Origin of the sequence: Rhodococcus phenolicus, assembly GCF_001646785.1 — a bacterium.
In the GTDB taxonomy this organism is placed as follows: Bacteria; Actinomycetota; Actinomycetes; order Mycobacteriales; family Mycobacteriaceae; genus Rhodococcus; species Rhodococcus phenolicus.
In genome coordinates this window covers 202,261-219,950 of sequence record NZ_LRRH01000005.1, presented here as the reverse complement: position 1 = coordinate 219,950, position 17,690 = coordinate 202,261, and the positions used below count along the sequence as shown (strand labels likewise).

General features: G+C 69.7%; 19 protein-coding genes. 15 read left to right on the top strand and 4 right to left on the bottom strand.

The annotated features are described in order from the left end of the window. Window positions 1–148 precede the first annotated feature (148 nt). From clpB to A8G15_RS02620, 9 genes are all read left to right on the top strand, one after another. Window positions 149–2,704, top strand: coding sequence for an ATP-dependent chaperone ClpB (gene clpB / locus A8G15_RS02660; protein ID WP_068155030.1), 2,556 nt, complete (start codon window positions 149–151; stop codon window positions 2,702–2,704). A gap of 68 nt (window positions 2,705–2,772) precedes the next feature. Further along, window positions 2,773–3,645: a DUF5666 domain-containing protein gene (locus A8G15_RS02655; RefSeq protein ID WP_068155028.1), complete on the top strand. Its 873-nt coding sequence runs from the start codon at window positions 2,773–2,775 to the stop codon at window positions 3,643–3,645. Window positions 3,646–3,673: 28 nt separating this feature from the next. After that, window positions 3,674–4,333 carry a type III secretion system chaperone family protein gene (locus A8G15_RS02650; protein ID WP_068155133.1) on the top strand — a complete coding sequence of 220 codons (660 nt, stop codon included), beginning with the start codon at window positions 3,674–3,676 and terminating at the stop codon, window positions 4,331–4,333. Between the two features lie 51 nt (window positions 4,334–4,384). Continuing rightward, window positions 4,385–5,176 carry an SDR family NAD(P)-dependent oxidoreductase gene (locus A8G15_RS02645; protein WP_068155131.1) on the top strand — a complete coding sequence of 264 codons (792 nt, stop codon included), beginning with the start codon at window positions 4,385–4,387 and terminating at the stop codon, window positions 5,174–5,176. Between the two features lie 91 nt (window positions 5,177–5,267). Beyond that, complete coding sequence (locus A8G15_RS02640; protein WP_245687684.1) at window positions 5,268–5,867, top strand: LemA family protein; 600 nt, start codon at window positions 5,268–5,270, stop codon at window positions 5,865–5,867. A 77-nt stretch (window positions 5,868–5,944) separates the two neighbouring features. Beyond that, the gene (pyrE, locus tag A8G15_RS02635; protein ID WP_068155027.1) at window positions 5,945–6,481 is read left to right on the top strand and encodes an orotate phosphoribosyltransferase; all 537 of its coding nucleotides are present in this window, start codon (window positions 5,945–5,947) and stop codon (window positions 6,479–6,481) included. A gap of 19 nt (window positions 6,482–6,500) precedes the next feature. Continuing rightward, window positions 6,501–7,607, top strand: coding sequence for a galactose-1-phosphate uridylyltransferase (galT, locus tag A8G15_RS02630; RefSeq protein WP_068155127.1), 1,107 nt, complete (start codon window positions 6,501–6,503; stop codon window positions 7,605–7,607). Beyond that, on the top strand, window positions 7,604–8,743 hold the full coding sequence (gene galK / locus A8G15_RS02625) for a galactokinase (RefSeq protein ID WP_068155024.1): 1,140 nt from the start codon (window positions 7,604–7,606) through the stop codon (window positions 8,741–8,743). The genes galT and galK overlap by 4 nt, the downstream gene beginning before the upstream one ends. Window positions 8,744–8,772: 29 nt before the next feature. Next, entirely contained in the window at window positions 8,773–9,528 is a 756-nt protein-coding gene (locus A8G15_RS02620; protein ID WP_068155125.1) for a lysoplasmalogenase family protein, read from the top strand. A 10-nt stretch (window positions 9,529–9,538) separates the two neighbouring features. Here the strand turns inward: A8G15_RS02620 and A8G15_RS02615 are convergent, their stop codons facing one another. Continuing rightward, window positions 9,539–9,985 carry a hypothetical protein gene (locus A8G15_RS02615; protein WP_068155022.1) on the bottom strand — a complete coding sequence of 149 codons (447 nt, stop codon included), beginning with the start codon at window positions 9,983–9,985 and terminating at the stop codon, window positions 9,539–9,541. Window positions 9,986–10,050: 65 nt separating this feature from the next. Here A8G15_RS02615 and A8G15_RS02610 point away from each other — a divergent pair, with 65 nt between their 5' ends. The 4 genes from A8G15_RS02610 (at window position 10,051) to A8G15_RS02595 (ending at window position 13,337) form a co-directional block, all read left to right on the top strand. Next, window positions 10,051–10,821 carry an SDR family oxidoreductase gene (locus A8G15_RS02610; RefSeq protein ID WP_068155020.1) on the top strand — a complete coding sequence of 257 codons (771 nt, stop codon included), beginning with the start codon at window positions 10,051–10,053 and terminating at the stop codon, window positions 10,819–10,821. A gap of 41 nt (window positions 10,822–10,862) precedes the next feature. Next, entirely contained in the window at window positions 10,863–11,471 is a 609-nt protein-coding gene (locus A8G15_RS02605) for a DUF6636 domain-containing protein (RefSeq protein ID WP_068155019.1), read from the top strand. Between the two features lie 2 nt (window positions 11,472–11,473). Then, window positions 11,474–12,142 carry a TrmH family RNA methyltransferase gene (locus A8G15_RS02600; protein WP_245687683.1) on the top strand — a complete coding sequence of 223 codons (669 nt, stop codon included), beginning with the start codon at window positions 11,474–11,476 and terminating at the stop codon, window positions 12,140–12,142. Between the two features lie 70 nt (window positions 12,143–12,212). Beyond that, window positions 12,213–13,337, top strand: a complete 1,125-nt coding sequence (locus A8G15_RS02595; protein ID WP_068155121.1) for a glycoside hydrolase family 76 protein — start codon at window positions 12,213–12,215, stop codon at window positions 13,335–13,337. Between the two features lie 115 nt (window positions 13,338–13,452). Here A8G15_RS02595 and A8G15_RS02590 read toward each other — a convergent pair whose 3' ends face one another. Beyond that, window positions 13,453–13,992 carry a CGNR zinc finger domain-containing protein gene (locus tag A8G15_RS02590; RefSeq protein ID WP_068155016.1) on the bottom strand — a complete coding sequence of 180 codons (540 nt, stop codon included), beginning with the start codon at window positions 13,990–13,992 and terminating at the stop codon, window positions 13,453–13,455. A 26-nt stretch (window positions 13,993–14,018) separates the two neighbouring features. On the opposite strand from A8G15_RS02590, the gene A8G15_RS02585 reads away from it, so the two are divergent. Next, window positions 14,019–14,225: a hypothetical protein gene (locus A8G15_RS02585; RefSeq protein WP_068155013.1), complete on the top strand. Its 207-nt coding sequence runs from the start codon at window positions 14,019–14,021 to the stop codon at window positions 14,223–14,225. 66 nt (window positions 14,226–14,291) lie between these two features. Here the strand turns inward: A8G15_RS02585 and A8G15_RS02580 are convergent, their stop codons facing one another. Next, window positions 14,292–15,176 (bottom strand): VTT domain-containing protein, encoded by an 885-nt coding sequence (locus A8G15_RS02580; protein WP_082899608.1) that lies wholly within the window; start codon window positions 15,174–15,176, stop codon window positions 14,292–14,294. 158 nt (window positions 15,177–15,334) lie between these two features. Here A8G15_RS02580 and fbaA point away from each other — a divergent pair, with 158 nt between their 5' ends. Next, window positions 15,335–16,372: a class II fructose-bisphosphate aldolase gene (gene fbaA, locus A8G15_RS02575; RefSeq protein ID WP_068155012.1), complete on the top strand. Its 1,038-nt coding sequence runs from the start codon at window positions 15,335–15,337 to the stop codon at window positions 16,370–16,372. A gap of 54 nt (window positions 16,373–16,426) precedes the next feature. On the opposite strand, the gene A8G15_RS02570 is transcribed toward fbaA, so the two are convergent. Continuing rightward, complete coding sequence (locus tag A8G15_RS02570) at window positions 16,427–17,644, bottom strand: Rv0361 family membrane protein (RefSeq protein ID WP_068155010.1); 1,218 nt, start codon at window positions 17,642–17,644, stop codon at window positions 16,427–16,429. Window positions 17,645–17,690: the final 46 nt, after the last annotated feature.

The window sequence follows — 17,690 nt, the reverse complement described above, 5'->3', positions numbered from 1 at the left end:
CGGGGCAGTGACGCAGGTCACCGTCGACATTGAACTTGAGCGGAACAAACTCAACTTTAGACTCGTTGATCATGTCGAGTTCCCGTGGAGAGTACCCACGGGACGCAGAAATTGACACGAACACACTCGAGAATGGAAGGGGCCCGTAGTGGACTCGTTCAACCCGACAACGAAGACCCAGGCTGCACTGACCGCCGCACTCCAGTCGGCGTCCGCTGCGGGCAACCCGGAGATCCGCCCCGCGCACCTGCTGGTGGCGCTGCTGGACCAGGCCGACGGTATCGCCGCGCCGCTGCTCAAGGCCGTCGGCGTCGATCCGGCCGTCGTCCGCCGCGAGGCCGAGAACCTCGTCGACCGGCTGCCCAAGGCCAGCGGCGCGACCACCACACCGCAGCTCGGCCGGGAGGCCGTCGCGGCGATGACCGCTGCCCAGCACCTGGCGACCGAGCTGACCGACGAGTTCGTCTCCACCGAACACGTCCTCGTGGGCCTCGCGAGCGGTGACTCCGACGTCGCCAAGCTCCTCGCCGGACACGGTGCCACTCCGTCCGCGCTGCGCGAGGCGTTCACCGCCGTGCGCGGCAGCGGTCGCGTCACCACCGCCGACCCGGAATCGACGTTCCAGGCATTGGAGAAGTACTCGACGGATCTCACCGCCCGCGCCCGCGAAGGCAAGCTCGATCCCGTCATCGGACGCGACAACGAGATCCGGCGAGTCGTACAGGTGCTCTCGCGTCGCACCAAGAACAACCCGGTGCTCATCGGTGAACCCGGTGTCGGCAAGACCGCGATCGTCGAAGGACTCGCGCAGCGCATCGTCGCCGGCGACGTTCCCGAGTCGCTGCGCGGCAAGACCGTCATCTCCCTGGATCTGGGCTCGATGGTCGCCGGCGCCAAGTACCGCGGTGAGTTCGAGGAACGCCTCAAGGCCGTTCTCGACGAGATCAAGCAGTCCGCGGGTCAGATCATCACGTTCATCGACGAACTCCACACCATCGTCGGCGCCGGTGCGACCGGTGAATCCGCGATGGACGCGGGCAACATGATCAAGCCGATGCTGGCCCGCGGTGAGCTGCGGCTCGTCGGTGCGACGACCCTCGAGGAGTACCGCAAGTACATCGAGAAGGACGCCGCGCTCGAGCGCCGATTCCAGCAGGTGCTCGTCGGCGAACCGAGTGTCGAGGACACTGTCGGCATCCTGCGCGGGCTCAAGGAGCGTTACGAGGTGCACCACGGTGTGCGCATCACCGACTCCGCGCTCGTCGCCGCCGCGACGCTCTCCGACCGCTACATCACCTCCCGGTTCCTTCCGGACAAGGCCATCGACCTCGTCGACGAGGCCGCGTCCCGGCTGCGCATGGAGATCGACTCGCGTCCCGAGGAGATCGACACCGTCGAACGGGTCGTGCGCCGTCTCGAGATCGAGGAGATGGCACTGCAGAAGGAAACCGACGAGGCATCCAAGGACCGGCTCGACAAGCTGCGTGGCGAACTCGCCGACGAACGCGAGCGGCTGAGCCAGCTCACCACCCGCTGGCAGAACGAGAAGACCGCGATCGACTCGGTGCGGGAGATCAAGGAACAGCTCGAGTCGCTGCGCGGCGAGGAGGAACGCGCCGAACGCGACGGCGATCTCGGCAAGGCGGCCGAGCTGCGATACGGACGTATCCCTCAGCTGGAGAAGGAACTCCAGGCCGCCGCGGACGCCTCCGGTGCCGCCTCCGACGGTGACGTGATGCTCAAGGAGGAGGTCGGCCCGGACGACGTCGCCGACGTCGTCGCCGCGTGGACCGGTATCCCCGCGGGCCGCATGCTCGAGGGCGAGACCGCCAAGCTGCTGCGCATGGAGGACGAACTCGGCGAACGGGTCGTCGGGCAGAACGAGGCCGTGCAGGCCGTCTCGGACGCGGTGCGCCGCGCCCGCGCCGGTGTCGCGGACCCGAACCGGCCCACCGGTTCGTTCCTGTTCCTGGGCCCGACCGGTGTCGGCAAGACCGAACTCGCGAAGGCCCTCGCCGACTTCCTGTTCGACGACGAACGCGCCATGGTGCGGATCGACATGTCCGAGTACAGCGAGAAGCACTCGGTGGCGCGGCTCGTCGGTGCGCCTCCCGGCTACGTCGGCTACGAGGCCGGGGGCCAGCTCACCGAGGCGGTACGTCGCCGCCCCTACTCGGTGGTGTTGTTCGACGAGGTCGAGAAGGCCCACCCGGACGTGTTCGACACGCTGCTGCAGGTGCTCGACGACGGTCGGCTCACCGACGGGCAGGGTCGCACGGTGGACTTCCGCAACACCATCCTGATCCTCACCTCGAACCTCGGTGCGGGTGGCGACAAGGATCAGGTGATGGCAGCGGTGCGGGCCGCGTTCAAGCCGGAGTTCATCAACCGGCTCGACGACGTCGTCATCTTCGACCCGTTGTCGGAGGAGCAGCTCGAGCAGATCGTCGAGATCCAGCTCGGTCAGCTCGCCCAGCGGCTCGCGGCACGCCGGCTCACGCTCGACGTGAACGGTTCGGCCCGCATGTGGCTCGCGGTGCGCGGGTACGACCCGCAGTACGGTGCCCGTCCGCTGCGCCGGTTGATCCAGCAGTCCATCGGCGACCAGCTCGCCAAGAAGCTGCTGGCCGGTGAGATCCGCGACGGCGACACCGTGCATGTCGGTGTCACCGATGACGGCGACCGCCTGACGATCGGCGCCTGACCTACCCTCGTGCGCGTTTCCGGTAGCACCCGCTACCGGAAACGCGCACGAGTACCTTGGGAGGAACCATGACGAATCCGCAGGATCCGCGCACACCGCAGGAGCGCGCGTACTCGCTCGACGAGTCGCACGACGAGACGCGGGTGCTGCACACGTCCGATCCGACCGAGGCCTACGGCCGCACGGCGGCCTACGGCCGAGGCGAGCCGACGCAGGCAATTCCGCCCTCGGCGCCGGGGTACCAGCCGACGCAGCAGTTCGGGCCGACCGAGCAGTTCCAGCAGTACCAGCCGACCCAGCAGTACCAGCCGACCCAGCAGTACCAGCCGACCCAGCAGCCGCAGTACCAGGCAACCCAGCAGTATCAGCCCACCCAGCAGTACGGATACGGCCCTGGTGGCCCGGTGCCGCCGGGACAAGCGCCCGCACCCGGACCTCAGGGTCCGCGCCGCCGCAGATGGGTCCTGCCGGCACTCGGCGCTCTCCTCGTGATCGCGCTGGCCGGTGTCTTCGGTTACCTGCTCAGCGGTGGCAGCGGAGACGATGCGACGACCGCGTCCACCCCCACGACCACCGTCGCGCCGCCGCCTGCGACGACCAGGACGCAGCCGCCGACGACCGAGCCGTCGCTGCCCCCGACACTTCCGCTCGATCGGCTCCCGGGTGGGCTCGGGGACGCGATCGGATCCAACGGCACGACCATCGGGACCGTGACGGCGAACGACGGATCGAGCATCACGATCAGCGGGATCGGCGGCACGGTCGTCACCGTCCGATTGACGCCGGAGACCCAGATCATCGCGCTCGCCGGTTCGTCGCCGTCGGCGCTGAAGGTGGGGGACACGGTCCTCGCCCAGGGCACTCCCGTCCGGGACGGCGTGATGACCGCGGACACGGTCGTCAGCGCGACGGTGCCCGGGTTCAACCGTTCGGGCAACTGAACAGGCTAGGCTGGGCCCGATGACGGTCATGTGGTTCGGTCTTGCAGCGGTCGCGCTCCTCGGCGCGCTCGTGCTGCTCTACATCGACCGCACGCGCCGGGAGCAGTCCGGGCGGGTGCGGGAGATCTGGGCGCGCGCGCAGGGCTACAAGTACACCGCGTCCGACGATTCGCTGCCGTCGAACTGGCATCGGGCGGCTCTCGCGAAGCAGGAGTACCTGGGCGCGATCGACGTGGTGCACGGTGTGCGCCGGGGCGACGAGTTCCTGCTCTTCGACATCGAGGAGACCGCCACCATCGTCGCGGTGCGCCGCAAGGTGGGGTCCGACGTCGACATCGACCTGCGCCTGAAGTCGACGCCGCCGCCCAAGGATCCCGACATGAACCTGCTGGGCTCGATCGGGCCGCGGGTGGTGTTCACGACGGACCTCGAGATCGCGCGCCGCGTCTGCGATCAGCGGATGGTCGCGTTCACCGAGTCGATCCCGCCGCACGTGCAGATGCTGTGGAGCGAGAACGACTGGACCCTCGGGTCGATCCCGTTGAACAGCAACGGCCGCGAGTGGGACGCCGCGATCGACACGGTCGCACGGCTGTCCGGGATCCTGCACGTGTTGCCGCCGGTCGTGGAACCGGCCGAGATGGACCGGGGCATGCACGATCCCGGCCGTCCGTCGGCGCACCACTGACTCCGCCCACCGGGCGTTACCCGCGAGTAGGAACGCGCTAGTGTGACGGGCATGACACCGGATCGCGCTGCTCGACCCGTCGCTCTCGTCACCGGCCCCACCTCGGGCATCGGCGCCGGATATGCCCGTGCGCTCGCCGCTCAGGGCTACGACCTGGTGCTGGTGGCCCGGAACGAGACGAAACTCGCCGACCTCGCCGCCGACCTGAAGGGCCGTTTCGGCGCCGAGTCGGAGATGCTGCCCGCCGACCTCGCGACCGCGGCGGGCCGGACCCGCGTCGTCGAACGGCTCGCCCGCGGTGTCGACATGCTCGTCAACAACGCCGGCTTCGGGACGACCGGCGAGTTCTGGACGGCTGCACCGGAACTGCTGCAGGCGCAGCTGGACGTGAACGTCACCGCGGTGATGCAGCTGACGCGAGCGGCGTTGCCGTCGATGATCGACGCCGGTTCGGGCCGCATCGTCAACGTCGCGAGCGTGGCCGGTCTGCTGCCCGGCCGTGGCTCGACCTACTCGGGCAGCAAGGCGTACGTCGTCTCCTTCACGGAGGGACTGGCCGGCGGTCTCGCGGGGACCGGCGTGCAGGTGCAGGCTTTGTGTCCCGGTTTCGTGCACACCGAGTTCCACCGCCGCGCGGGCATCGAGATGGGCTCGATCCCCGAGTGGATGTGGCTGGACGTCGACACGGTGGTGCGGACCTCGCTCGCCGATCTCGAGGCGGGAAAGGTCCGCAGCATTCCCGGTCTGCAGTACAAGGTCCTCACCACCGGGGGCCGCCTGATTCCGGTCGATCTGGTGCGCAGGTTGACGAACGTCTTCGGCCGGGGTCGCGGCCGCACCTGAGAGGGTGCGCCAGGTCACGGTCCGGACACGCCGTGCGGACACGCCGGACCGGTGATGCGTGTGGGTGGGCGCCCTCGGTACATTTCTGCGCGTGACCGTTGTGGCTGTTGTGATCGGTGTGATTGTGCTGCTGGTGCTGTCGACACGCACGGCGATGCGCCGCGCGCAGAAGCTCAGAACGCGGCACCGCGACAGCCTGCGTCTGCTCGCCAACGAACTCGACGATCGCTACGACCTCGTGCCCGCCCTGATCGCGGCATCGGCCGGCGCCGGTGTCGAACGCAGCCGCATCAGCCCCCTCGTCGGCGCCCGCACGCTCGCGATCGCGATGCGCGATCAGCGGCTGAGCCTCGGCGAGCGCGCGGCCGCCGAGAACACGCTGTCCGCGACGCTGCACGAACTCATCGGCGACCCGGACCAGGGCACCCACTGGCCGTTCATCCGCGTCGCTCGCGAGCTGCAGAACCGCGAGGTGCGGATCGCGGGGGCGGCGCGCGTCCACAACGATCTCGCCCACGAACTCAACCGGACCGTGAGCAGCTTCCCGTCGTCGGTGTTCGCGAAGCTCGCCGGTGTCACCGCTGTTCCGCTGTTCGAGGTCGCCCCGATGCCGGAGCCGGTCGTCGCGGTGGACGCCGGGCAGCCGGTGGTGGCCACGGCCGACGAAGCGTCCGGCACCGTCGCGGCCTGATCGCACTCCGCAACCGACTAGGCTTCTTGCCGCGGTCCCGCGGGCCGCGGACGACCAATCGACGGTGAGGACGAGCGATGACTGATCGCGAAGAGCTGGCTGCGCTGGTGCGCGAGCTGGCGGTGGTGCACGGCAAGGTGACGTTGTCGTCCGGCAAGGAAGCCGATTACTACGTGGACCTGCGGCGCGCGACCCTGCATCACCGGGCCGCCCCGCTGATCGGCAGCCTCCTGCGCGAACTCGTCGCCGATTGGGACTTCGATGCGGTCGGCGGGCTCACCATGGGCGCCGATCCGGTGGCGATGGCCGTGATGCACGCCGCCGGCCGTCCCATCGACGCGTTCGTCGTCCGCAAGGCCGCGAAGGCCCACGGCATGCAGCGGCAGATCGAGGGACCGGACGTCGTCGGCAAGCGCGTGCTGGTCGTCGAGGACACCACCACCACCGGAAACTCGCCGCTCACCGCCGTCAAGGCGCTGCGGGAGGTCGGTGCGATCGTCGTCGGTGTCGCCACCGTCGTCGACCGGGCCACCGGTGCCGACGCCGTCATCGCCGGCGAGGGCCTCGAGTACCGTTCGCTGCTGGGCTTGGCGGACCTGGGCCTGGCCGACTAGACGGCCGGTGACCGCGCGGTTGCGCCGCACCGTCACGCACCTCGCGGACGGTCGGGAACTGATCTGTTTCGACGACACCGAACCGTACGTCTCCGGTGGCGCCGCGCGGGACCTGCGCGACACCCGCGATCTTCCGCCGGTGACCGCGGCGTCGGAACTGCGCTTCGATCCGCTCACCGGGGAATGGGTGACGTTCGCGGCGCACCGGATGGATCGCACGTTCCTGCCGCAGGTGGCGGATTGCCCGCTCTGTCCGACTCGCCCGGGTGGACCGCCGACCGAGATTCCGGCCGCCGACTACGACGTGGTCGTGTTCGAGAACCGCTTCCCGTCGCTGGCCTCCGGTGGCGCCGCCGATGCCGTCGTCGGTGACGAACCGCTGTGGCCGCGCCGACCGGCCGGTGGTCGCTGCGAGGTGGTGGCGTTCACGTCCGATCACGACGCACGTTTCGCGGACCTGACCGCGTCGCGGGCGCGCACCGTCGTCGACGTGCTGGCCGACCGCACCGCCGAACTCTCCGCGCTGCCCGGCGTGCGGCAGGTGTTCTGCTTCGAGAACCGAGGCACGGAAATCGGTGTGACACTGCAACATCCGCACGGTCAGATCTACGCCTACCCGTTCCTTCCGCCGCGGTCACAGGTGCTGCTGGACCGGGCTCGCGCCCACCGGGCGGCGACCGGGCGGTCGCTGCAACGCGACGTGCTCGACGCCGAACGCCGCGACGGCGCCCGCGTCGTCGCGACGGGCGAGCATTGGACGGCGTATGTTCCGGCGGCGGCGCGCTGGCCCGTCGAGGTGCACGTGGCGCCGCACCGCGACGTCCCGGATCTGGCGGCACTCACCGACGGCGAGCGCGACGAGCTGGCGCTGATGTACCGGGACGTGCTCGCCCGCGTCGACCGGTTCTTCGACGGGCGGGACCGCGTGCCGTACATCGCGGCGTGGCACCAGGCTCCGGTGGGGGACGGTCGCGAGCACGGACGGCTGTTCGCGCAGGTGTTCTCGGTACGCCGGGCCGTCGGCAAGCTCAAGTACCTCGCCGGTTCGGAATCGGCGATGGGTGCGTGGATCAGCGACACCACGCCCGAACGCATCGCGGCACGACTGCGGGAGGTCGCGGAATGAGCGCGTGCGCCGACACCCGCACCCTGTTCGCGCACTGTTTCGGTGGATCACCGGACGGGGTGTGGTGCGCGCCCGGGCGCGTCAACCTGATCGGTGAACACGTCGACTACGCGGACGGGTTGTGCCTGCCGATGGCGATCGAACAGCGCACGGCCGTCGCGGTGCGCCGGCGCGCGGACGGGGTGGTGCGGCTGCGCAGTGCCGGGTTCGCCGACACGGACGTCACCGTCGCCGACGTCGCAGCGCGCGCGGTGCCCGGCTGGGCGGCCTACGCCGCCGGGGTCGTGTGGGCGCTGGCGTTGCCGGACTTCGCGGGCGCCGATCTCACGGTGACGTCGGACGTTCCGGTCGGGGCGGGGCTGTCGAGCTCCGCGGCGCTCGAATGCGCGGTCGCGCTGGCCGTGGCCGAACTGTGCGGACGTGACACCGGCGACGCCGGCCGCGCGACCCTCGCGTCCGCCTGCACGCGCGCCGAGAACGACTTCGTCGGTGTCCCCACCGGCAGCATGGATCAGCAGATCTCGCTGCGTGCCCGGGCCGGGCACGCGCTGCTGCTGGACTGCCGCACCGGCGGGATCCGGCACGTGCCGTTCGACCCGGCCGCCCACGACCTGGCGGTGCTCGTCATCGACACCGCCGCCCCTCACCGCCTCGTCGACGGGCAGTATGCGCAGCGACGTCGCGCCGTCGAGGAAGCCGCACGGCAACTCGGTGTCGCGTCCCTGCGGGACGTGGAAGATGTTTCGGCACTGCGTGATCCGATACTCCGCCGCCGGGCGCGCCATGTCGTCACCGAGATCGGGCGGGTCCGCGAGGCGGTGACTGCACTCGACGCGGGCGACGTGCGTTCGCTCGGTCCCGTGCTCGATGCGTCGCACCGTTCCCTGCGCGAGGATTTCGAGGTCAGCTCCGTCGAGCTCGATTCGGCCGTCGACGCCGCGCGGGATGCCGGGGCCCTCGGCGCACGCATGGTCGGCGGGGGTTTCGGCGGTTCGGCACTCGCCCTGTGTGAGGCGGGCGCGGTCGAGCAGATCTCGCGAGCCGTCCTGACCGCGGCCGCGCGTCGTGGACTGCCGCGGCCGAGATTCCGGACGGTGACACCGGCCGCGGGGGCGCGTCGCTGCGACCGTCCGTGAACCGTGCCCGAGCCGGTACTGTGCCGATCATGGGTTGGTTCAGCCGGAAGAACTGGGGCGCCGAACACGCGGTGTTCGCCGCCGCGACCGCGGCGACGGTGGTCGGCGGGGTGCTCGGCAACGAGAAGCTGCAGCGGGTCGCCAAACCGTTGATCGCCCCGGCGCTGGCGGTGCGGGTGCTGCGCCGCGGCCGCGACACCGACCGCGTCGACACCGCGCTGCTCCTGCTCGGCCTGGCCGGAGCGACCGTCGGCGACGTGTTCATGATCGACCCGGACGACGACCGGCGGCTGGTGCGCGGTGCGTCGTCGTTCGCGGTGATGCAGGCGAGTTACTCGACGGTGCTCGCGCGGCACGGCGCCCGTCCGCACGCGGTCGCTGCGGTGCCGCGGGCGGTGGCCGCGCTCGGCGCCGCGAGCCTGCTGGCGGCGAAGTCCCGCAACGTCGCCGCGCCGCTGACCGGATACGGTGCCCTGCTCGCCACCACCGCGACCCTGGCGGCAGATCCGGTGCTGGCACCCGGCTCGGCGCAGGTGGCCGGGATGCCACTGCCGTCCGCGGACCGGCGCAGTTGGCTCGGCCTGGGCGGTTTCGTGTTCACGCTCTCGGACGGCACGATCGTGGGGCGTCGCGTCCTGTTGACGAACGAGAAGGCGCGGGCGCTGGCGGAGGGTTTCGTCCTGGCGACCTACGCGGCGGCGCAACTGCTGCTGGTGGAAGGCATGCTCGCGTCCCGTCGGGATCGGCGCTCGGGACGGAACACGCGGTGGTGCGGGGGCCGGTGACCCGAGCACTTCACGGGCACAGCACGATTCGGTCACGATTCTTCGGATCGACCCGGATGGTGACCACCCGGCCCGGTTCGAAGGCCCGGGCGAACTCCGGGCTCACCTCGTAGACCACGCGGCCGCGGTACGACTCGGATCCGGGCACGGTCAGGTCGAGGTCGAGTTCGGTGATCTCGCCGTTGTCGACGGTGTGTGCGATCGGTGTCGCCGAACGGATCGTCGCCCAACCCTCGAGCCCGTGCCGTTCCAGGCGGCGGTCGCTGCGGGACGGACGGCCGGCGACGATCATGGCCAGCCCCAGCGCGGAACCGTAGACACAGACCAGGGACATCACCTGGAATCCGATGGTGCCCTCGGGGGAGCCGCCCACGAAGTACGTCAGCCACAGTGCGAGCACGAGGACGTAGGCGCCGGTGACGACGACGACGGCGCGCGCGACGCGCTGGTGATTCATTGCTTCCTCCGTCACCCAGGATAACCCGCCCGCGCGGTGGCGGCGGGGTCGCTAGGCTGGCGCTCATGCCCGTCACCAGCGTGTTCGTCACCGGTGCCGCTGCCGGTATCGGTCGTGCCACCGCCCTGCTCTTCGCGCGACGCGGCTACCGCGTCGGCGCGTTCGACGTCGACGCCGAGGGGCTCGACATTCTGGCGGCGGAGCAGCCCGGGATCGTCACCGGCGTCCTCGACGTCACCGACCCACAGCAGTGGGCGCGGACGCTGGAGGGATTCTGTCCGGACGGGCGCCTCGACATCCTCGTCAACAACGCCGGGGTCCTGGCGTCGGGGCCGTTCGCGGACACCCCGCTCGAGCGGCACCGCCGGATCGTCGAGGTCAACGTGACCGGCACCGTCAACGGCTGCCACACGGCGTTCGAATATCTGCGCCGCACACCGGGCTCGCACGTGGTGAACCTGTGCTCGGCGTCGGCGATCTACGGCCAGCCCGAACTCGCGACCTACAGCGCCACCAAGTTCGCAGTGCGCGGCCTGACCGAGGCGCTCGAGATCGAATGGGCCGAGCACGACATCCGGGTGCTGGCGATGTGGCCGCTGTTCGTCGACACGGCGATGACCACCGACATGGACACCGGCACGACCCGGTCGCTCGGGATCCGGCTCACCGCCGACGACGTGGCGCGGGCCCTGTACGACGCGACCCGGTCCGGGCAGCCCCGCTGGAAGGTGCACCGGCCGGTGGGCTGGCAGGCGAAGCTGTTCGCCGCCACCGCCCAGGTGTCGCCGGCACCGGTCAACCGGCTGGTGAACCGGTGGCTCACGGGCCACCGATGACCGGCCGATAGAGTGACACCCGGATCTTCGGAGGGAGTTGCGTGAACGTGCGTCGGGTGGCGTCCATCGGTGGGGTGACGGTAGCGGTTCTGCTGCTCGCCGGGTGCGGGGGATCGGACGAGGAAGCACAGACGGAATCCGTTGCGGCGGCGCCCCCGACCACCACCACGACCACCGCGGCACCGACCACGACAACGGTCGCGCCGACCACGACCACCACGACGAGCGAGCCCACGACCACCACGACCGTGCCGGAGGCACCGACCTCGCTCGTCGACGTGCCCTACGAGCGCAACGAGTCGTACTACTTCACCAGCCCGGACGGGCAGTTCCACTGCGGCATCGTCAAGCTGCCGACCCGCACCGAAGCCGGATGCGAAGGCACCACCGACCCGGTGCCGCCGCGACCCGACGACTGTGTCGTGAACTGGGGCAACGGTATCCGTGTGGAGAACGAGGGCGAGGGAGCGTTCATGTGCTCCGGCGGCCCGGTCTATCTGTCCGGTGACGAGACCGCCGCGTTGCCCGCCGGGTCGACGCTGTCGAAGCTCGGGTTCTCGTGCACCACCACCGAGGCGGACGTGACCTGCGTCAACGACGACACCGGGCACGGCTTCACGGTGGCGGCCGGTTCGAACGAGACGTTCTGACAGTGACCGCCGAGGACGAGGGTGCCGGCCCGACCGAGTGGGGCGAGCACCCGCACGGCGTCGGCCCGTGGGTCGACGAGTACGGAACCGAACCGCCGCGCGATCCGCGTTACGACCCGGAACTGCTCGCCCGCGGCGACCGCCGCAACGTGGTCGACGCGTACCGCTACTGGACGCGGGAGGCGATCGTCGCGGACATCGATTCGCGGCGGCATCCGCTGCACGTGGCGATCGAGAACTTCGGGCACGACGCGAACATCGGCACGGTCGTGCGGACCGCCAACGCGTTCGCGGCGGCCACCGTGCACATCGTCGGCCGGCGACGCTGGAATCGCCGGGGCGCCATGGTGACCGACCGCTACCAGCATCTGATGCACCATCCGGACGTGGATGCGTTGATCGACTGGGCGGCGGACCGGAACCTGGAGATCGTCGCGGTCGACAACACACCCGGTTCGGTGCCGCTCGAGACGACGACGCTGCCGTACCACTGCCTGCTGCTGTTCGGGCAGGAAGGTCCGGGTGTCACCGAGCGAGCCCGGCAGGTCGCGTCGACGACCGTGTCCATCGCCCAATTCGGTTCGACCCGCAGCATCAACGCCGGGGTCGCCGCGGGAATCGCGATGCACGCGTGGATACGTCAGCATGCGGACCCGACGCGCGCGTGGTGACGCGCGCACAGTCTTGGGGTGGTGCTGCAATCGGTAGCACACTCATCGTGAAGTGAGGATGATCGAACTCATGCCGGAACTGTGGGCTGAGCGGGCCGATGCCGCCGAAGCAGCTGTCGACTCCCGGCACGTGCGCCGGTTGTGGGCGCTGCCCGGCACGGCGATGGGTGTCGTCGGGTGGCCCGCGGTTCGCCGGGAACGGATGTTCCTCACGTGGCACTACTGGTGGCAGGCCCATCTGATCGATCTCGCGGTCGACGCCGCCGAACGTGAGCCGACCACGCGCCGCCGGCGCCGCGTGGTCCGTCTGACCCGCACCCACCGCATCCGCAATCTCAGCGGGTGGACCAACAACTACTACGACGACATGGCGTGGCTCGGGCTCGCACTCGAACGCGCGCAACGGCACCTGTTCGTCGATCACCGCGACGGCATCGGCGATCTCGAGGCCACGCTGTTCGCGGCATGGCAACCCGAACGCGGTGGCGGGCTGCCGTGGCGCCGGCGGGACAACTTCTACAACACCCCCGCCAACGGACCCGCCGGGATCCTGCTGGCCCGCACCGGCAAGGTGTGGCGCGCGCAGGAGATCGCGGACTGGATCGACGAGACCCTCAAGGACCCCGACACCGGACTGGTCTTCGACGGGATCCGGAACGGTGAGATCGAACGCGCGATCTACAGCTACTGCCAGGGTGTGGTTCTCGGACTCGAAACCGATCTGGCCATCCGCATCGGCGACGACCGGCACCGCAAGCGGGTGCATTCCCTCGTCGACGCCGTCGACCGCGAACTCGCCGACGCCAGCGTCATCACCGGCGGCGGGGGAGGTGACGGCGGACTGTTCAACGGCATCCTCGCCCGGTACCTCGCGATGATCGCGACGAGTCTGCCCGTCCACGACATCGACGACGAACGTGCCCGCAACACCGCCGCGCGCCTGGTGCTGATGTCGGCGGACGCCGCATGGGACAACCGCCTGCAGATCGAGGAACTGCCGTTGTTCGGGCGGGACTGGTCGGTGCAGGCGCGGCTGCCCGGCACCGGGCGCGCCGTCGCGCGATTCTCCGGTGGCACCGTCCACGAATCCGAGGTCGCCGAGCGCGATCTGTCCGTGCAACTCGGTGGGTGGATGCTCATGGAAGCGGCGCACGCGGTCGCGGCCGACCGGGCTTTGCGATCGTCGCAACCGTAGCCCCGGACCCTGCATGATCACTTGGGGTTGCCGAGTCCGGCGAGCCGGTTCGCGACCGTCGCGGTGTAGAGCGTGCGCGAGTCCGTGGGCGGATCGGGCACGGCCTGGCGCAGGGTCACCGTCCGTGTTTGATGCGGGACCGGTGCCGCCGGACGGCGTCCCGGTTCGCGCAGCGCACGGAGCAGTACCGTTGCCTGCCGTTGCGGGTGATGTCGACGACGACCGCCGAGCAGGGGTCTCCGGCGCTCTGCCCTGCGGCGCAGCGGCTCAGCCGGTGCATTCCGCGGGTGGTGAGGTGCAGTGCCGTGCCGACACTGATGACGGAGCGGAGAACGTCGGGGAGCGACTCTCCTTCGCGGTAGTGCAGATGCCATCCCTCGCCGTCGTGATCGGTCAATCGTGGGTAGGCGGCGGCCGCGGCCATCTGCTCGTTGAGCAACCGCGCGCGTCGCTCCGGCTCGGCGGCGTCGACGACCGTCAGCCACTCGTCGATCACCGCCCGGACGCGGGAGTGATCGTGGGGGGCTTCGGGGAACTCCATCGTCATGCCGACCTCTCGTGTGCGGGCCACGATCTCGGAGCGAGTGGCGGGCCAGTCGTTCGCCAGCGACGCCGCGAGCACCACCGCGTACTCGCCGTAAGGGTTGAGATGCATAAGGGCATTACATCATCGTGGTGTCCATGACCACCCGCGAAGTACGGAACGAACACGAACGCACGCCGGCGGCTGCGTCCCACGAGCATTCGTGGGAGGTGGAGTCCCGGCATCGGACCTCGATCGGCGAGGTGCTCTATGTGCGCTGCGCCGGATGCGGGACACGGCGGGTCGATCTCCACGCGCGCGTCCACACGCCGGCCGTGGCACTCAGCAGGCCGCTGCGACCCTGAGGGGTCGCGGTGCACGAAACGCACGATGCCCCTTCCGGACCGGAAGGGGCATCGTGCGTTCGAACGTCAGCGTTCGCGGTGGCCGGGGGTCGGGATCGGAGTGGTGTCGACGGTCGGGTCGTCACTGCGCCGGGGTTCGTCAGCGAACGTCGAGGTGTCGATGACCAGTGTCTTCTCGTTCTCGGCGAGCTCCGCCGGGCCGCTCGGCACGGTGTCGTTCGCCTCGGCGGCGGCCTCGTCGGACGCCGTGCCGGCGCCTCGCGACGCGACGTATCGCTTGCCGATCTCGATCAGGATCGGCACGACGGAGACGAACACGATGAGCAGGAAGATGAAATCGACGTTGTCGCGGATGAACCCGATCTGTCCGAGCAGATAACCGAGCAGCGTGACACCCGCACCCCACAGGACACCACCGATGATGTTGTAGGTGATGAACACGCGGTAGGGCATCTTCGCGGCACCGGCCACGAGCGGCGCGAACGTGCGGACGATCGGGACGAACCGCGCCAGCACGATCGTGATCGGTCCGTGCCGCAGGAAGAACGCGTGCGACTCGTCGATGTACTTCTTCTTGAAGAACTTCGCATCGTCGTTCTTGAACAGGGCGGTGCCGCCCTTCGTGCCGATGAAGTATCCGACCTGGTCGCCGAGGATCGCGGCGATCGGGATCGTCACCAGCAGCACCCACAGCGGCGCGAACGCGTCGACCTCCGCGGACTTGCCTGCGACGACGAGGCCGGCGGTGAACAGCAGCGAGTCGCCCGGCAGCAGCGGGAACAGCAGACCCGATTCGATGAACACGACCAGCAGCAGGCCGACCAGGACCCAGGCGCCGAACGAGTTGAGCAGATTGACCGGATCGAGGAATCCCGGTAAGAGAGCCAGATTGGTCACAGATTCCGAGGCTTCCAACACAGTCACGGTCACCAGCGTACCGGCGCGGCGCATCCCGGCGGGGTCCGGTGTCCGCGCGACCGGGCTGGACGGGGGCCCGCAACCGGACCCAACTGTGCAGTTCCCGGGACTGTTGACATACTGCAGGGACAACCCTTGCGCCTACCGCCACCACGGGTAGGCGACGACATCTCATCTGGAGGACAGCCGCTGTGCCTATCGCGACTCCCGAGGTCTACGCCGAGATGATCGCCCGCGCGAAGGAGCATTCCTTCGCGTTCCCCGCGATCAACTGCACCTCGTCCGAAACCATCAATGCCGCCATCAAGGGCTTCGCGGACGCCGGTAGCGACGGCATCATCCAGTTCTCGACCGGTGGTGCCGAGTTCGGTTCCGGCCTGGGCGTGAAGGACATGGTGACCGGCGCGGTCGCGCTCGCCGAGTTCGCGCACGTCGTCGCGGACAAGTACGACGTGACCATCGCCCTGCACACCGACCACTGCCCGAAGGACAAGCTCGACACCTTCGTGCGCCCGCTCATCGCGATCTCCCAGGAGCGCGTGAACGCCGGCCGCAACCCGCTGTTCCAGTCGCACATGTGGGACGGCTCGGCCGTTCCGATCGACGAGAACCTCGAGATCGCGCAGGAACTCCTCGCCGCCGCGCAGGCCGCGAAGATCATCCTCGAGATCGAGATCGGCGTCGTCGGCGGTGAAGAGGACGGCGTCGAGAACGCTATCAACGACAAGCTCTACACCACCGTCGAGGACTTCGAGAAGACCGTCGATGCGCTCGGCGCCGGTGACAAGGGCCAGTACCTGCTCGCCGCGACGTTCGGCAACGTCCACGGCGTCTACAAGCCGGGCAACGTCAAGCTCAAGCCGTCCGTCCTCGCCGACGGCCAGGCCGCCGCGTCGAAGAAGCTGGGTCTGCCGGCCGGTTCCAAGCCGTTCGACCTGGTCTTCCACGGCGGTTCGGGCTCGCTGAAGTCGGAGATCGAGGAGTCGCTGAGCTACGGCGTCGTGAAGATGAACGTCGACACCGACACCCAGTACGCGTTCACTCGTCCCGTCGCGGGCCACATGTTCGCGAACTACGACGGTGTGCTCAAGGTGGACGGCGAGGTCGGCAACAAGAAGACCTACGATCCGCGCAGCTACCTGAAGAAGGCCGAAGCGTCGATGACCGCCCGCGTCATCGAGGCCTGCAACGACCTGAAGTCGGCCGGCCGCTCGGTCTCCGCCGGCTGATCACCCTCCGTGCGTGTTTCTGGTAGTTCCGACTACCAGAAACACGCACGACCTTCATTCGCCGCAGACCTTCCATTCCCCGTTCACCTCGGACAGGTCGAACGTCCGCTCGGTGACGTCGGTCGGTGTTCCCGTCGGATGCGCGGTCACCTGAACGATCGCGTGGTTGTCGGTGATCTGAACCTTGTCGACACTCGTCACCACCGGCACCGAACCCTGCTGCACCGCCAGGTCGTGGATCTCCGTGAACGTCGCCGGGTCCACCGTCGCGTAGAAGTCGGCCAGACCCCCACACGTCGACGCCCGCAACGTCGCGAGGTCACCGGCCGCGAGCGCGGTCACGAACGTGTCGACACTCGCGCGGATCCGCGCCTCGGGTGAGTTGTCGGCCCGATGGTCGAGGAAGACCAGCAGTGCCCCGACCACGACCGCCGCGACCACCAGCACTCCCGCAACGGTGGCCGCGAGCGCCCACCGCCTGCCACCGCGGGAGCGGGACGGTTCGATGCGCTGCGGCGTCGGCTGCGGTTGGAAGCGTTGGGGTTCGGGCCGCGCGGGTTCGGTCGAGCGCGGTTCGATGCGCTGCGGCTGCCGTTTGTTCGGCGTGTGCGACCGCACCGGGATCTGCACGGTCGCGGCCTCGGCGGCGGACGGGGAATCCTCGGCCTTCGTGCCGGTCTCCTCGGCGGGCTTCTCACGGGACTCGGCCGGAGTGGCGTCGCCGGTGCCGGGTGTCTCGCGGGTGCGGGCACCGGCGATCGGGATGGCGACGGTCTTCGCGTCGGCGGCCGGAATCGCGACGGTCTCTGCCTCGCCCGTTGTCTCGGCGCCCGTTGCCTCTTTGGCGTCGGTCTTCGGGCCGGAGACAGGAGTTTCGGGCGTGGGTGTTCCGGACGGGCGCGCGCCGGCAATGGGAATCGCCACGGTCTCGGCGTCGGCCCCCACCGGTTTCGGCCGGACGGTCGCGACCGTCGCGGCATCGGTATCGGCATCGGCGTCCGTGTCGGGGGCCTCGTCGGTGCCGTCCGGCCTGTTGCTGCCGGCGCCCTTCCCGCCGCCGGTCGCCGGGAGGTTCTCGGGGGCCGGCTTCTCGTCGGCGGTGTCCGTATCCGGCGCGTCGGCACCCGCGGCCGGCTTCGTGTCCGGGTCCGCGGTCTCGCCGCTCGCGGCGCCGTCGTCCGGTTCCGGGCTGCCCGCCGGATCGGCCTGCTGCGGCTCGGCTGCAGCCGCTTCCGGGGGAGTGGAAGCGTCTTCGTTCTTCGGATCCGGCACGAATGCACCTCGTTCGACGGCCTACGGTTTCCCGGGCAGCCTATCC